The organism is Streptomyces sp. NPDC029041, assembly GCF_040637515.1.
Taxonomy (GTDB): Bacteria; Actinomycetota; Actinomycetes; order Streptomycetales; family Streptomycetaceae; genus Streptomyces.
The window spans coordinates 545,971-561,206 of the sequence record NZ_JBEZWO010000006.1 but is presented as its reverse complement, the minus strand read 5'-3'; the positions used below and the strand labels follow the sequence as shown (position 1 = coordinate 561,206).

Genomic DNA, 15,236 nt, shown 5'->3' with positions numbered 1-15,236 from the left:
ACCCCCAGGGGCGGGATACTGGAGTCATGCGGTTGACGGTCTTCTGGCAGCGAATGGCGGAGCACTTCGGTCCTGGCTACGCCGAAACGTTCGCGCGTGACCATGTGATGTCCGAGCTCGGCGGGCGCACGGTGCACGAGGCACTGGCGGCCGGCTGGGACGCCAAAGAGGTCTGGCAGGTGGTCTGCTCGGTGATGGACGTACCCCGGGAGAGGCGCTGACCGTTGCCGGTGAGCGCCGGTGAGCGCCGGTGAGCGCCGGTGAGCGCCGGTGAGCGCCGGTGAGCGCCGGTGAGCCCCGGAGAGCGTCGGCCGAGGAGGCAGGCCGGCCTCGGGAACCACCGGCCGGGCCGGGCGTCCGGCCCAGGGGAGCGTCGGCCGAACCGCCCGGCCCGGCCGGGACGGCGCTGACCGGTCACGAAGATCGCAGCCGGGCAGACGGCTGTCGGTGGCGTGGGCGAGACTTGGACCGTGGCACCCACTGACGAGACCGGCCAGGCAGCCCAGCAGTCCTCAGCTTCCGGTACGACACCGCCTGCGCGTCCCCCGGCCGGCGGGGCCGGGACGAACGGCCGTATGCCGCGCTGGCTGCCCCGCGCCATGGTGCTCGCGCTCGCCCTCGTCGCGGTGTTCCAGCTGGGCAGCTGGGCCTTCCACCAGCTCACCGGTCTGCTCGTCAACATCCTCATCGCGTTCTTCCTGGCCCTCGCCATAGAACCCGCGGTGAGCTGGATGGCCTCACGCGGCTTGCGCAGAGGGCTCGCCGCGTTCATCGTCTTCATCGGCGTGATGATCGTCTCGGCAGGTTTCGTCACCCTGCTCGGTTCCGTCCTCGCGGACCAGATCATCAAACTGATCGAAGGCTTCCCCGCGTACCTCGACTCCGTCATCCACTGGATCAACACGCACTTCAAGACCGACCTGAAGCGCGTCGACATCCAGGAGGGCCTGCTCCGCTCCGACTGGCTGCGCAACTACGTCCAGAACAGCGCCACGGGCGTCCTGGACGTGTCGGCCCAGGTCATCGGAGGCCTCTTCCAGCTGCTCACGATCGCCCTGTTCTCGTTCTACTTCGCCGCGGACGGCCCGCGACTGCGCCGCGCGATCTGCTCGGTCCTGCCGCCCGCCCGCCAGGCGGAGGTGCTGCGCGCGTGGGAGATCGCCGTGAACAAGACCGGCGGCTACATCTACTCCCGCGGCCTGATGGCGCTGATCTCCGGCGTGGCGCACTTCGTCCTGCTCCAGGCCCTCGACGTGCCCTACGCGCCCGTGCTCGCCGTGTGGGTGGGTCTGGTGTCGCAGTTCATCCCCACCATCGGCACGTACCTCGCGGGCGCCCTGCCCATGCTGATCGCGTTCACGGTGGACCCCTGGTACGCGCTGTGGGTGCTGGTCTTCGTCGTGATCTACCAGCAGTTCGAGAATTACGTCCTGCAGCCCAAGCTGACCTCCAAAACCGTCGACATCCACCCCGCCGTCGCCTTCGGTTCGGTCATCGCCGGCACCGCCCTCCTCGGCGCGGTCGGCGCGCTGATCGCCATCCCCGCCATCGCCACGCTCCAGGCCTTCCTCGGGGCCTACGTGAAGCGCTACGACGTCACGGACGACCCCCGCGTGCACGGCCACCGGCGACGGGGGGAGGGGCCGGGCCTGCTCACGCGTGCGAGGGGGCTGTGGGGTCGGCGCCGCGAGGCGGAGCGGCCCGAGGGCCGGGGGCCGGGGCAGAACTCCTCCTGACCGTGCCGCCGGCGATCTGATCAGCACGCCGGCGCCGGGCGGCAGCGCGCCCGAGGCGTGGGACCGGCCTTCGGGGGAAGGCCACAGCAGGTGCACGGACACGCAACGGACGGCACCCGCCCCGGCCCCGGGTGTGCCGCGTGGTGCGCTTGACACCAAATTCGAACATCCATTCTCATGGAGGCACCGGCGAGGCTCAACGAAGGGCATTTCGACGTACTTTGGGTAGAGAAATGCCCGAGTTATCCACAGGCCGGATGTGCGTCGGGGCGCGTTGTCAGTGGCAGGCGTTAGCGTCTTTGACGTGAAGCGATCGACTCAAGCAAATCGGGTGGAACCCATGGCAGGAACCGACCGCGAGAAGGCCCTGGATGCCGCGCTCGCACAGATTGAACGGCAATTCGGCAAGGGCGCGGTCATGCGCATGGGCGACCGGACCAAGGAGCCCATCGAGGTCATCTCGACCGGATCCACCGCCCTGGACGTGGCTCTCGGCGTGGGCGGCCTGCCCCGCGGCCGTGTCGTCGAGATCTACGGACCGGAATCCTCCGGTAAGACCACCCTGACCCTGCACGCGGTGGCGAACGCGCAGAAGGCCGGAGGCCAGGTCGCCTTCGTCGACGCGGAGCACGCACTCGACCCCGAGTACGCGAAGAAGCTCGGCGTCGACATCGACAACCTCATCCTCTCCCAGCCGGACAACGGCGAGCAGGCCCTGGAGATCGTGGACATGCTGGTCCGCTCCGGCGCCCTCGACCTCATCGTCATCGACTCCGTCGCCGCGCTCGTCCCGCGCGCGGAGATCGAGGGCGAGATGGGTGACAGCCACGTCGGTCTGCAGGCCCGCCTGATGAGCCAGGCCCTGCGGAAGATCACCAGCGCGCTCAACCAGTCCAAGACCACCGCCATCTTCATCAACCAGCTCCGCGAGAAGATCGGCGTGATGTTCGGTTCCCCCGAGACCACGACCGGTGGCCGGGCGCTGAAGTTCTACGCCTCGGTGCGCATCGACATCCGCCGCATCGAGACCCTGAAGGACGGCACGGAGGCGGTCGGCAACCGCACCCGCTGCAAGGTCGTCAAGAACAAGGTGGCGCCGCCCTTCAAGCAGGCCGAGTTCGACATCCTCTACGGCCAGGGCATCAGCCGCGAGGGCGGTCTGATCGACATGGGCGTGGAGCACGGCTTCGTCCGCAAGGCCGGCGCCTGGTACACGTACGAGGGCGACCAGCTCGGCCAGGGCAAGGAGAACGCGCGCAACTTCCTCAAGGACAACCCCGACCTGGCCAACGAGATCGAGAAGAAGATCAAGGAGAAGCTGGGCGTGGGCGTGCGCCCCGAGGAGCCGGCCGCCGAGCCGGGTACGGACGCCGCGGCCTCCGCACCGGCCGACGCGGCACCGGCTGTCCCGGCCCCGGCGCCGGCCAAGACCGCCAAGTCCAAGGCCGCCGCAGCCAAGAGCTGACCTGTGACACGGCGAACCGACTGGGCGGAGTACGAGTACGCCGCCTCCGGTGCCCCACGGGGGAGGGGCACCGGAGGTGATACCGGCTCGGCCGTGGACGAGGCGGACGGCTCCGGGGACACCCCCCTCGAAGGCGACCGGCTGTACGGAGACGGGGACGACAGCGGGCCGCACGGGGGCGGTTCACCCAGAGGCGGCTCGCGTGACGGCGGGCCGCGCGGCGGGCGCGGTCGTCGTCGGCGTGGCTTCGGTGAGGCGGCCCGAACCGAAGACAGAGGTGCCCTCTCCTCATCGAGGGCCGAGCAGGAGGCACCTCCGGGGGACCCGGTCGAGCGGGCCCGGGCGATCTGCCTGCGCCTGCTCACCGGGACCCCACGAACCCGTAAGCAACTCGCCGACGCCCTGCGCAAGCGGCAGATCCCGGACGACGCCGCGGAGGAGGTGCTCTCACGGTTCGAAGAGGTCGGCCTCATCAACGACAGCGCCTTCGCGGACGCCTGGGTGGAGTCCCGCCACCACGGCAGAGGGCTCGCCCGGCGGGCGCTCGCGCGGGAGCTGCGGACCAAGGGTGTCGACTCCACGCTGATCGACGAGGCCGTCTCCCAGCTCGACTCCGAGCAGGAGGAGGAGACCGCACGCGAGCTCGTCGCACGAAAGCTCCGCTCCACCCGTGGCCTTGACCGGGACAAACGCCTCCGCCGCCTCGCGGGCATGCTCGCCCGCAAGGGCTACCCCGAGGGCATGGCTCTGCGGGTGGTCCGGCAGGCTCTGGAGGAAGAGGGAGAGGACACGGAGTTTCTCGGCGAAGAGGGGTTCTGAGAGTGTCGGTGACGGGACGAGGTCCCGGACCCGGAGCAGTTGCCCGGGCCGGACGAGCAACTGCCGCCGCTGACCGGCCGTGTGCGTCCTACGCTCAGCGCATGAAGACCGATGTGCGTTCAGCGACCGAGGCGGACCTGCCGGCGTTGCTCGCTCTCTACGGCGAGTTGAACCCGGACGATGCGCCGTTACCGCAGGCGTCCGCGGACGCCGTCTGGGCGGACATGTCCAAGCAGCTGGGACGGACGATCCTGGTGGCTGACACCGGGGGCACCGTGGTCGGAACGGCGGACTGCATCGTCGTGCCGAACCTCACGCGCGGAGGCAGGGCCATCCTGTTCGTGGAGAACGTCGTGGTGGCCGGCTCCTTCCAGCGGAGCGGTGTCGGCCGTCGGCTGATGGAGGCCGCTGTTCGGCTGGGGGAGTCGGCGGGCTGCTACAAGGTTCAGCTCCTGGCCGCGGACGACGCGTACGTCCACACCTTCTACAAGGCGTGCGGTTTCGAAGCCCTGGCCCAAGGTTTCCGCCGCTACATCCCCTAGCCCCAGCCGCCGCTCTCACTCCACCGGCAACCCCGCCTCCCGCCATGCCTGGAACCCTCCGACCAGGTCCGTGGCCCGGTGCAGGCCCAGCTGGTGCAAGGACTGGGCCGCCAGGCTGGACGCATAGCCCTCGTTGCAGATCACGACGACGCGCAGGTCGTGGCTCGTGGCCTCGGGGAGGCGGTGGCTGCCCTGGGGGTCGAGGCGCCATTCCAGTTCGTTGCGCTCGACGACCCGGGCGCCGGGGATGAGGCCGTCCCGATCGCGCAGGGCGGCGTAGCGGATGTCGACCAGGAGGGCGTCGCCGGCCTGGGCGGCCTCGTACGCGTCCTGCGGTCCGATCCGCTCGTAGCCCGCCCGGACACGGTCCAGCAACTCGTCGATGCCGACCGGCGGTTGGGTGGCGCCGCCGGTCGGCCCGGGTGCGGCGCTCACTGCCAGTCCTCCGGACGCTCGACCTGCTCGAGTCGCAGGATGGGGCCGCTGCGGCTGTAGCGGCGGATCTGCGGCAGAGGCGGGTAGTAGGCGTGGACGGAGATCGCGTGGCGGTCGGGGGACTCGTTGAGCACCTCGTGGACGTGGTGCCGGCCGAAGGCGCGACCCTGGCCGGCCCGCAGTCGGCGCTGCCGGTCCATGTCGTCGGTGAGCTCCAGGGTCTTCCAGCCGTCGGTGGGCAGCCGAGCGGCGAGCGAGTTCTCCCTGAGCTCACCCGAGGCGGTCAGAAAGGCGCCGACCGAGTCGGCGTGGTCGTGCCAGCCGGTGCCCGTGCCGGGCGGCCAGCCGATCAGCCACGCTTCGCTGCCGCCGGGCCCTTCCAGCCGCACCCACGTGCGGCCTTCCGGATCGAGCGGCAGGGAGTCGATCAGCTCGGTGTCGGCGGCCGTGCGCCGAACGAAGTCATAGAGGTCGGCCTGGGTGGGAGCCGGACCGGTGGAGACAGAGGGGGTGGCAGAAGGGGATACAGACACGGGTGCCGTCCTGGAGGTCCTGATGAGGGTTCGCGGGCGAGGCGCGGCAGCCGGCGCAGAGAGCGCGGCGCGCGCACAGGAGAAGAGGAACGCGAAGTCAGCAGGACGGGCGACACACGCAGCCCGCATAGCGGACGAGGTCCATATGGACCCTCCGCCACAGGCGCACACAGGTGTCGGTCACGAACCGGAGTACACCACGGCCGCCCGGGCGGGTCAACTCACTGTCACCATGCGGACGCTCTGTGACAGTGAGCACATCACCGGGACCGACCCCGAGTCCTGGTCCCGGGCGGACCAGGGGACCGGGCTCCCGGACCGAACGCCGGGCCCCCGAACCCGCGAATTCCGAACCCGCGAATCCCGAACCCCGATTCCCGGGGCCCGGAGTCAGCGTGAACCGGCCGAAGCACCGGCCTCTGCCTGCGCCTTCAACGGTCCGCCCACCGTGGCCTCCGCCGCGGCGTACAGATCGGCCGGGCGCACTCCGCCCAGCGCGGTGACGAGGTGCCCGTCGGGGCGCACCAGGAGCACCGTGTGCGCAGCCGCACCCGGATAGCTCTCGGCGACGAGCAGCTCGGCGCGGTGCGGCAGTGCGGTGACCGCCGCCGCGAGCTGCGGCATGATGCCCGCGCCGACCCAGTGCTTGCGCTCCCAGACGCCCGTGCCCGGTGCGATCAGCACCACGAGCAGCGCACCGCGGCCGAGCCGGTCCCGCAGCCGCACGAAGGTGCCGTCCTCCGCGGTGACCCGTACGTCGGTGACCGGTGCACCGAGTGGCGTGTCGACCGGGACCTCCCCTTCGAGGGCGCGGGGCGCGAGCGGCGAGTCGGCGTACGCCCCCGGCGCGCCGAGCTGGCCGTGCCCCAGGTGACCCTCGGTGAGCAGGGCGTCGTGGCCCCGGGACGAACCCGGGACGACGGCCCGCAGTCCTCCACCGCCGCGCAGCAGCGGCAGTGCCTGGTCGGCGGCGCGGAGCCGGGCGGCGACGACCGCCCGGCGTTCCGTCTGGTAGCTGTCGAGGAGTGCCTCGTGCGGCCCGTGGTGCCAGGCGAGGGCAAGCTTCCAGGCGAGGTTGTCGGCGTCCCGCAGGCCCTCGTCCAGCCCGTGTGTGCCCAGCGCGCCGAGCAGGTGGGCCGCATCCCCCGCGAGGAACACACGGTCGGCGCGCCAGCGGCGGGCCAGCCGGTGATGGACGGTGTGGACACCGGTGTCCAGCAGGTCGTACGGCGGGGTCGTGCCGCCCGCCCAGCCGGCCAGGGTCTCCCGGATCCGGGTGAGCAGCAGCTCGGGGGTGACCAGGTCCTTGCCGGGCGGCAGGAGCCAGTCCAGGCGCCAGACGCCGTCCGGCAGCGGACGCGCCGTGACCTCGCCGGCCGAGGGCCCGGACATGCGCCAGGGCGGCAGACGGTGCAGCAACGCCTCGTCGTGCCAGGGCAGTTCCGTACGGAGCGCGGCGACTGCGTGACGTTCCACCGCCGTGCGGCCCGGGAAGCGGATGTCCTGGATCTTGCGCACGGTCGAGCGCGGGCCGTCGCAGCCGACCAGGTAACTGCCGCGCCACCAGGTGCCCTTGGGGCCGCGGGTGTGGGCGGTGACGCCCGAAGGCTCCTGTTCGAGGCCGTCGAGGCGGCTGTCCACCGCGACCTTGACGAGCTGTTCGTCCGCGAGGGCGGCGCGCAGCGCTCCGGTCAGCACGTGCTGGGCGATGTGCAGGGGGGCGGGCTCGGCGTCGTCGAAAACCACCTCGCGCATCACCTGCTTGCGCCGCACCGACCGCCATCCGGCCCAGTGCGCACCGGCCCGGCCGAGGGGCATACCGGTCAGCCGTTCCATCAGAGCGGCGGTGTCCTCACGCAGGACGACGGTGCGTGCCGCGCGGGGTTCGTCCTTGCCCGGGCCCTCGTCGAGGACGACGCACGGCACCTCCTGACGCGCCAGCGCCAAGGCGAGCGTGAGCCCGACGGGCCCCGCTCCGACGATGATCACCGGGTCCACGGCGTGGCGCCCCCTGCCCGCGGTGGTGTCTTGAGAGACGTAGGTGAACAGGAAGTTGGAGCAGGGTGCACGATCACAGAACGTATGCAACCCATTGCCGGTGCTTGCGTCAAGTGACCAGGGGCAGTGGCGATCATGCCACTGCCCCTGAGTCTGTCACGCGAGGTGAGCGGGTGTCACATGGTGCCTCCGGCGCCGGTCCCCGCCGTGCCGGCGATCTCCGCCTCGTTCGGGCCGACGACCGCGCCGGTCGACTTCTTGGCGCGCCGCAGCCGGCGCTCCAGCCAGCTGGCGAACGAGGTCAGGGCGAAGTTGAGCGCGATGAAGATCACGGACACGACGATGAGGCTTTGGATGATGTTCCCGCCGTAGTAGCCGCTCATCGTGCCGGCAGCGGCGAGCAACTCCGCGTAGGTCAGGACCGCGCCGCCGAGCGCTGTGTCCTTCACGATGACGACGAGCTGACTCACGATCGCCGGAAGCATCGCCGTGACCGCCTGCGGCAGCAGGATGAGGCGCATCAGCTGCCCCTTCCGCAGGCCGATCGCCATCGCCGCCTCGGACTGGCCCTTGGGCAGGGCCAGAATGCCCGCCCGGACGATCTCGGCGAGGACGGAGGCGTTGTACAGCACCAGACCGGTGACGACGGCGTACAGCGGACGGTCGTCGGAGCTCACGGCGGTGTACTCGGCGAACAGCGCGAGACCGAAGATCATCAGGACCAGCACGGGGATGGACCTGAAGAACTCGACCACGATCGCGGCCGGCACCCTGACCCAGGCGTGGTCCGACAGTCGGGCGATGCCGAGGACCGCGCCGAGCGGCAGCGCGATGATCATCGCCAGGGCCGCGGCCTTCAGCGTGTTCTGCAGTCCGGGCCAGATGTAGGTGGTCCAGGCCTCGCTGCCGGAGAAGAACGGCTCCCACAGGACCCACTCCAGCTGACCCTTGTCCTTGAGGGCCTTGTACACCCACCACAGCAGAGCGGCGACGGCGACCAGGAAGACCACCGTGAGGACGACGTTGCGACGCTTGGCGCGAGGCCCCTGCGCGTCGAACAGAACGGAGCTCATCGCTTCACCGCCACCTTCTTGCCCACCCAGCCGAGGATCAGACCGGTCGGCAGCGTCAGGACCACGAATCCGAACGCGATGATCGCGGAGATCAACAGCAGCTGAGCCTCGTTCTCGATCATCTCCTTCATCAGCACCGCCGCCTCGGCGACACCGATGGCCGCGGCCACCGTGGTGTTCTTGATCAGGGCGATCAGCACGTTCGCCAGCGGGACGACGGACGAACGGAACGCCTGCGGCAGCACGACCAGACCCAGCACCTGGTTGAAGCTGAGGCCGATCGCCCGGGCCGCCTCCGCCTGCCCGACCGGCACCGTGTTGATGCCGGAGCGCAGGGCCTCGCACACGAAGGACGAGGTGTAGAAGATCAGCCCCAGGACGGCGAGCCGGAAGTTGATCGTCTCGACGTCGTCCGCGCCGAGGGAGATCCCCAGCGTCTGGTTCAGGCCCAGCGACGTGAACAGGATGATGACGGTCAACGGGATGTTCCGCACGATGTTGACGTACGCGGTCCCGAAGCCGCGCATCAGTGGCACGGGGCCGACGCGCATGGCGGCCAGCAGCGTGCCCCAGATGAGCGAGCCGACGGCGGACAGCACAGCGAGCTGCACTGTCGTCCAGAAGGCTCCCAGCAGGTCATAACCCTCAAGAAAGTCGAACACGATCTCCCGCGCTTCCGCGTATAGGGATGCCCGGGTGCGCCGCTCCGCAGAGCGGCGCACCTTTCAGGCGTTGCCTCAGCTCTTGATGTCGCCGATCTTCGGCGCGGGCTCGTTCTTGTAGTTGGCCGGGCCGAGGTTCTTGTCAACGGCCTCCTGCCACGCCTTGTCGGCGACCATGTCCTCAAGAGCCTTGTTGATCTTGTCCTTGAGGTCGCTGCCCTTCTTGACGCCGATGCCGTAGTTCTCGTTCGTCAGCTTGAAGCCGCCGAGCTTGAACTTGCCCTTGAACTGCGACTGGGCGGCGTAACCGGCGAGGATCGAGTCGTCGGTGGTCAGCGCGTCGACGGCACCGTTCTGCAGACCGGGCAGGCAGGCGGAGTACGTCGGGTACGGCTGCAGCTGCGCCTTGGGCGCCAGCTTGTCCTTGACATTCTGCGCCGAGGTGGAGCCGGTGACCGAGCACAGCTTGGCGTTGTTGAGGTCCTTGGGCGACTTGATCTTGTTGTCGTCCGCACGAACCAGAACATCCTGGTGCGCCAGCAGGTAAGGACCGGCGAAGTCGACCTTCTCCTGGCGCTCGGGGGTGATCGAGTAGGTCGCCGCGATGAAGTCGACGTCGCCACGCTGGAGCATGGTCTCGCGGTCGGCGCTCTTCGCTTCCTTCCACTCGATCTGGTCGGCGTTGTAACCGAGCTTCTTCGCGACGTACGTCGCGACGTCAACGTCGAAGCCGGCGTAGCCCTGCGGCGTCTTCTGGCCGAGGCCGGGCTGGTCGAACTTGATGCCGACGGTGATCGTCTTGCCGCCGTCGGAGCCGGAGTCGCCGCCGGTGCTGTTGTCGCCGCCGCACGCGGTGGCGGTGAGGGCGAGGGCGAAGACGGTGGCCGAGGCGGCGGTGACCTTGCGGAGCTTCATGATGAACATCCTTTGGCTGGTGAAGAGATGCGGGCCCTCAAGGGGCGGGCGGCAGGGGGTGTGCGTCGGACGCGACCCGTGCCGTCAGTGGTGCAGGATCTTCGAAAGGAAGTCCTTGGCACGGTCGCTGCGCGGAGCGCTGAAGAACTGGTCGGGCGCAGCCTCCTCGACGATTCGGCCGTCTGCCATGAACACCACGCGGTTTGCAGCCGATCGTGCGAAACCCATCTCGTGGGTGACGACGATCATGGTCATGCCGTCGCGGGCGAGCTGCTGCATGACCTCCAGCACCTCGTTGATCATCTCGGGGTCGAGCGCGGAGGTCGGCTCGTCGAAGAGCATCACCTTCGGCTCCATGGCCAGCGCCCGCGCGATGGCGACGCGCTGCTGCTGGCCGCCGGAGAGCTGAGCCGGGTACTTCTCGGCCTGCGCGCCCACGCCGACCCGGTCGAGCAGGGCCCGGGCCCGCTCCTCGGCCGTCTTCTTGTCCTTCTTGCGGACCTTGATCTGGCCGAGCATCACGTTCTCGAGCACGGTCTTGTGCGCGAAGAGGTTGAAGGACTGGAAGACCATCCCGACGTCGGCGCGCAGCTTCGCGAGCGCCTTGCCCTCGGCGGGGAGCGGCTTGCCGTCGATCGTGATCGAGCCGGAGTCGGTCGACTCCAGGCGGTTGATGGTGCGGCACAGGGTGGACTTGCCGGACCCGGAGGGTCCGATGACCACGACGACTTCACCGCGGGCGATCGTCAGGTCGATGTCCTGGAGTACGTGCAACGCGCCGAAGTGCTTGTTGACGCTCTTCAGGACGACCAGTTCGCCGGTCGCGGCCACATCTTCCTTGGCCACCGATACTTCGGTCATCGCTCTCAGGCTCCGTCCTCCTCGGTTTCGGAGGACAGTAGTTACCCTCTACGACCTGCGTCATTACATCTGAGGGGAATCTGAGCATCACGATCCGATAGCAATCGGACACGTGTCGTAGCACTTGTGAGCAGCGCTGATATCGGCCGGGTAACGGAAGGGATCCGCAACCGGAACCCTCTTGACGCCGTCCTCCTCCATCAGCGTGACTGCACAAGGTGCACGCGCGCGTGTGCACGCGTTGTGTACACATTCAGATCGTACGGCCGATGAACTGAAGGGGGACCGGGTGAGACTGCTGCTCGTCGAGGACGACAACCACGTCGCCGCCGCCCTGTCGGCGGTTCTGGCACGGCACGGGTTCGACGTCACGCACGCGCGCAGCGGTGAGGAGGCTCTCCAGGCGCTCGTCCCCGAGGGCGACTGCTTCGGCGTCGTCCTCCTCGACCTCGGCCTGCCCGACCAGGACGGATACGAGGTCTGCGGCAAGATCCGCAAGCGCACCAGCACCCCGGTGATCATGGTCACGGCCCGCTCCGACGTGCGCTCCCGCATCCACGGCCTCAATCTCGGCGCGGACGACTACGTGGTGAAGCCCTACGACACCGGGGAACTGCTCGCCCGTATCCACGCGGTCAGCCGGCGCACCTCCCACGAGGACACCTCCAGCGGCATCGAGACCGAGCTGCGGCTCGGCCCGGTGCACATCGAGCTGCCCACCCGCAGGGTCAGTGTGGACGGGTCGGTGATCAGCCTGACCCGCAAGGAGTTCGACCTGCTGGCCCTGCTCGCGCAGCGGCCCGGAGTGGTCTTCCGCCGGGAGCAGATCATCAGCGAGGTGTGGCAGACCAGCTGGGAGGGCACCGGGCGCACCCTGGAGGTGCACGTCGCGTCCCTGCGCGCCAAGCTGCGGATGCCGGCGCTCATCGAGACCGTCCGCGGAGTCGGATACCGGCTCGTCGCGCCTGCCGGGTAGCGGGGCCGGGTGCGCACTCGTCTGCTCCCGCTGCTCATCGTCCTGATGGCGGCCGTTCTGCTCGCGCTCGGCGTTCCGCTCGCCGTCAGTCTCGCCGGCGCCCAGCAGCAGAAGGTCGTCGTCGACCGGATCGACGACACGGCGCGCTTCGCTGCCCTCGCCCAGTTCGTCACCGACTCGCCCGACGGAACCACCGACGCCTTCGAGAACGAGCGCCTGGCCACCCTCAGCAGCGAGCTGCGCAGCTACTACGAGGTCTACGGCATCCGGGCCGGTGTCTTCTACCGCACCGGTCGTGCCATGGCCCACGCTCCCGCCGAGTGGTCGCTGCCCGAGGAGGGCGAGGTGCGGGACGCCTTCGACGAGGCGAAGCTCAGCCGCCGCAGCCACGACCCGCAGCAGGTGTGGCCCTGGCAGCGCCGCAACCTCGTGGTCGCCTCGCCGGTCATCCGGGACGGCGACGTCGTCGCGGTCGTCGTCACCGACTCGCCCACGGGACAGCTGCGCTCCCGCACGCTGCACGGCTGGCTGGTCATCGGCGCGGGCGAGTTCGCCGCGATGCTGCTGGCCGTCGGTGCCGCCCTGCGGCTGACCGGCTGGGTGCTCAAGCCCGTGCGCGTCCTGGACGCCACCACTCACGACATCGCCACCGGCCGGCTCAAGTCCCGGGTCGCCGCCGCCGGCGGTCCGCCGGAACTCCAGCGGCTGGCCCGGTCGTTCAACGAGATGGCGGACAACGTCGAGGACGTGCTGGAGCAGCAGCGCGCCTTCGTAGCCGACGCCTCCCATCAGCTGCGCAACCCCCTCGCCGCGCTGCTGCTGCGCATCGAGCTGCTCTCGTTCGAACTGCCCGAGGGCAACCAGGAGATCGCCTCGGTCCAGGCCGAGGGCAAGCGCCTCGCGCAAGTCCTGGACGACTTGCTCGACCTCGCGCTGGCCGAGCACACCGAGGCGGATCTGAGGATCACCGACATCGGTGAACTCGCCGCCGAGCGCCTCGCGGCCTGGGCCCCGACCGCCGAGGCCAAGGGTGTGCGCCTGGTGGGCGACTGCCCGCCGACGACCGCGTGGGCCGACCCGGTCGCCCTGTCCAGCGCGCTGGACGCCGTCATCGACAACGCGGTGAAGTTCACGCCCGAGGAGCGGACCGTGGAGGTGACCGTCGCCTCCAACGGCGACACCTCCACCGTCGTCGTGACCGATCAGGGCCCTGGCCTCACCGAGGAGGAGCTCGCCCGCGTCGGCGACCGCTTCTGGCGCAGCGGCCGGCACCAGAACATCAAGGGCTCGGGCCTCGGGCTGTCCATCTCGCGGGCGCTGCTCGCGGCGGGCGGCGGATCGATCGCGTACGACCGTCATGAGCCGAACGGACTGAAGGTGACGGTGACGGTACCGAGGTCGGCGCCCACCGCCTGACGGGAGGGCGACTGCGGCGCGGCCGCGGTCCGCCCGGGTGCTACGGCTTGACCGACTGGTAGTAGCGCTGGGCGCCCACGTGCAGCTTCAGAGGGTCGGTGTAGATCGCCGTGCGGACATCGACCAGCTGGGCGGAGTGGACCTCCTTGCCGATGAGATCCCGGCTGTCGAGCACCGTACGGGTCAGCCACTCGGTGAGCCGCGGGTCCATGTCGCTGCGCGTGATCAGCAGGTTGGAGACCGCGAGCGTCGGTACCGCCTTGCCGCGCTGGATGGTGGGGTAGGCGGATTCCGGCATCTTGGTGGCCCGGTAGTAGCGGGTGGCGCCGCCCTGATCGTGCAGCTTGGCCACCAGCGCGGCGTCGATCGGCACGAACCGGAACGCCGACGCCGACTTCTTGGCCGGCCGGCTGAGCCCGTCGGTGGGCAGGCCGCCCGACCAGAAGAACGCGTCCAGGCCGTGGCCGAGTCGCTTGGGTCCGGTGTCGATGCCGTCCGACGAGGGCTTGATGTCCTTCTCCGGGTCGATGCCGGCCGCCTCGAGCACGCCATTGGCTATCAGTCGCACACCGGAGTCGGGCAGCCCTATGGCCACGCGCTTGCCCCGCAGGTCCGCGACGGAGCGGATGTCCGAGTCCGGCGGCACGACGAGCTGGACGTAGTCGTCGTACAGGCGGGCGACACCGCGCAGCCGGTCGGCGCCCGATCCCTTGGCGAGCTTGTACGTGGCGACCGCGTCGGCCGCGGCGATCGCGAAGTCCGCGTGGCCGGTCGCCACGTCCGCGACGTTCTCCTGCGAACCGGCGCTGGGCTGCAGCCGCACCTTCAGGTCGGGCATGTCCTTGTCGATCGCGTCGCTCAGGAGCTTGCCGTACTCGTGGTAGACGCCCGCCCGGGTGCCCGTGCTGAACGTGATGGTCCCGCTCGGCGGCTCCTCGGCCCAGGGGCGCAGCCACCACAGCAGCAGGCCGAGGACCACGAGGGAGGCCGCGCCGCCCTGCAGGGACCGACGCCTGCCGACACGGGGGAGCGTTCTGGACATGCGGGCGATCCTGCCAGCCGCGTGGCCCCCTGACCAGGGCAGGGGTCACAAGCCGGGGGCGGGGGCATGTCGGTGGCCGCCACTACAGTCGCCCCCATGAGCTCTTCGCCCGCTGACCTGGTCCGTGAATTCCACCGCGCCTTCGGCCTGGACGTCCGCAGCACGCCGACGGAGGTCTCCCCGGAACTGGCGGCCCACCGGGGCGAACTCCTCGCGGAGGAGGCGGCGGAGGTCGCCGAGGTGTCGGTGCGGGGGCCGCTCGACCGGCTCGCCCACGAGCTCGCGGACGTGGTCTACGTCGCGTACGGCACCGCCCTGGTGCACGGCATCGACCTCGACGCGGTGCTCACCGAGATCCACCGCTCCAACATGACGAAGATCGGACCCGACGGTTCGGTCTCCCGCCGCGAGGACGGCAAGGTCCTCAAGGGCGAGCACTACGAGGCACCGGATGTGCCGGGGGTGCTGCGCAGGCAGGGGTGGGTGCCGGGCGGAGCGCCTGACGGGGGCATGCCGCAGAGGGGCGTCGGCGGCTGACCGCGGGTCTCGTCACTGGACACGCCGGCCGCTGCTCCGGGGGGATGCCCTGGAGCGGCTCGGCATCTGGCCGGGGGGATGCCCTGGGGCGGCTCGGCATTTGGCCGGGGGATGCCCTGGGGCGGCTCGGCATTTGGCCGGGGGGATGCCCTGGGGCGGCTCGGCATTTGGCCGGGGGATGCCCTGGGGCGGCTCGGCATCTGGCCGGGGGGATGCCCCGGAGCGG

General features: G+C 70.1%; 17 protein-coding genes. 8 read left to right on the top strand and 9 right to left on the bottom strand.

What is annotated here, in order from left to right; all coding sequences use genetic code 11:
- The first annotated feature begins 26 nt into the window (after positions 1-26).
- The 5 genes from AB0F04_RS18575 (at position 27) to AB0F04_RS18555 (ending at position 4,562) form a co-directional block, all read left to right on the top strand.
- Entirely contained in the window at positions 27-221 is a 195-nt protein-coding gene (locus AB0F04_RS18575; protein WP_053671060.1) for a DUF3046 domain-containing protein, read from the top strand.
- Positions 222-470: 249 nt separating this feature from the next.
- Entirely contained in the window at positions 471-1,736 is a 1,266-nt protein-coding gene (locus tag AB0F04_RS18570) for an AI-2E family transporter (protein WP_362042766.1), read from the top strand.
- Positions 1,737-2,076: 340 nt separating this feature from the next.
- Positions 2,077-3,201, top strand: a complete 1,125-nt coding sequence (gene recA / locus AB0F04_RS18565) for a recombinase RecA (RefSeq protein ID WP_362042764.1) — start codon at positions 2,077-2,079, stop codon at positions 3,199-3,201.
- 3 nt (positions 3,202-3,204) lie between these two features.
- On the top strand, positions 3,205-4,020 hold the full coding sequence (gene recX / locus AB0F04_RS18560) for a recombination regulator RecX (RefSeq protein ID WP_362042762.1): 816 nt from the start codon (positions 3,205-3,207) through the stop codon (positions 4,018-4,020).
- 101 nt (positions 4,021-4,121) lie between these two features.
- The gene (locus AB0F04_RS18555; protein WP_362042760.1) at positions 4,122-4,562 is read left to right on the top strand and encodes a GNAT family N-acetyltransferase; all 441 of its coding nucleotides are present in this window, start codon (positions 4,122-4,124) and stop codon (positions 4,560-4,562) included.
- Positions 4,563-4,577: 15 nt separating this feature from the next.
- Here the strand turns inward: AB0F04_RS18555 and AB0F04_RS18550 are convergent, their stop codons facing one another.
- The 8 genes from AB0F04_RS18550 to AB0F04_RS18515 form a co-directional block, all read right to left on the bottom strand.
- Entirely contained in the window at positions 4,578-4,997 is a 420-nt protein-coding gene (locus AB0F04_RS18550; protein ID WP_362042758.1) for a rhodanese-like domain-containing protein, read from the bottom strand.
- Positions 4,994-5,530, bottom strand: a complete 537-nt coding sequence (locus AB0F04_RS18545) for a cysteine dioxygenase (RefSeq protein WP_362042756.1) — start codon at positions 5,528-5,530, stop codon at positions 4,994-4,996. The genes AB0F04_RS18550 and AB0F04_RS18545 overlap by 4 nt, the downstream gene beginning before the upstream one ends.
- A 97-nt stretch (positions 5,531-5,627) precedes the next feature.
- A complete protein-coding gene (locus AB0F04_RS18540; protein WP_309544753.1) occupies positions 5,628-5,699 on the bottom strand; it encodes a putative leader peptide in 72 nt (23 codons plus the stop codon).
- Positions 5,700-5,920: 221 nt separating this feature from the next.
- Complete coding sequence (locus AB0F04_RS18535) at positions 5,921-7,528, bottom strand: FAD-dependent monooxygenase (RefSeq protein WP_362042754.1); 1,608 nt, start codon at positions 7,526-7,528, stop codon at positions 5,921-5,923.
- A gap of 176 nt (positions 7,529-7,704) precedes the next feature.
- A complete protein-coding gene (locus tag AB0F04_RS18530; protein ID WP_362042752.1) occupies positions 7,705-8,601 on the bottom strand; it encodes an amino acid ABC transporter permease in 897 nt (298 codons plus the stop codon).
- Positions 8,598-9,263, bottom strand: a complete 666-nt coding sequence (locus tag AB0F04_RS18525; protein WP_053671052.1) for an amino acid ABC transporter permease — start codon at positions 9,261-9,263, stop codon at positions 8,598-8,600. The genes AB0F04_RS18530 and AB0F04_RS18525 overlap by 4 nt, the downstream gene beginning before the upstream one ends.
- Positions 9,264-9,338: 75 nt before the next feature.
- Positions 9,339-10,178 (bottom strand): glutamate ABC transporter substrate-binding protein, encoded by an 840-nt coding sequence (locus AB0F04_RS18520; RefSeq protein WP_362042751.1) that lies wholly within the window; start codon positions 10,176-10,178, stop codon positions 9,339-9,341.
- A gap of 84 nt (positions 10,179-10,262) precedes the next feature.
- Positions 10,263-11,039 carry an amino acid ABC transporter ATP-binding protein gene (locus AB0F04_RS18515; RefSeq protein WP_362042749.1) on the bottom strand — a complete coding sequence of 259 codons (777 nt, stop codon included), beginning with the start codon at positions 11,037-11,039 and terminating at the stop codon, positions 10,263-10,265.
- Positions 11,040-11,328: 289 nt separating this feature from the next.
- Here AB0F04_RS18515 and AB0F04_RS18510 point away from each other — a divergent pair, with 289 nt between their 5' ends.
- Both AB0F04_RS18510 and AB0F04_RS18505 read left to right on the top strand, forming a co-directional pair.
- On the top strand, positions 11,329-12,015 hold the full coding sequence (locus tag AB0F04_RS18510; protein ID WP_053671050.1) for a response regulator transcription factor: 687 nt from the start codon (positions 11,329-11,331) through the stop codon (positions 12,013-12,015).
- Between the two features lie 9 nt (positions 12,016-12,024).
- A complete protein-coding gene (locus tag AB0F04_RS18505; protein ID WP_362042747.1) occupies positions 12,025-13,431 on the top strand; it encodes a HAMP domain-containing sensor histidine kinase in 1,407 nt (468 codons plus the stop codon).
- A gap of 40 nt (positions 13,432-13,471) precedes the next feature.
- Here the strand turns inward: AB0F04_RS18505 and AB0F04_RS18500 are convergent, their stop codons facing one another.
- Positions 13,472-14,473, bottom strand: a complete 1,002-nt coding sequence (locus AB0F04_RS18500) for a TAXI family TRAP transporter solute-binding subunit (protein ID WP_362042745.1) — start codon at positions 14,471-14,473, stop codon at positions 13,472-13,474.
- Between the two features lie 96 nt (positions 14,474-14,569).
- On the opposite strand from AB0F04_RS18500, the gene AB0F04_RS18495 reads away from it, so the two are divergent.
- Entirely contained in the window at positions 14,570-15,010 is a 441-nt protein-coding gene (locus tag AB0F04_RS18495; RefSeq protein WP_362042743.1) for a MazG nucleotide pyrophosphohydrolase domain-containing protein, read from the top strand.
- Positions 15,011-15,236: the final 226 nt, after the last annotated feature.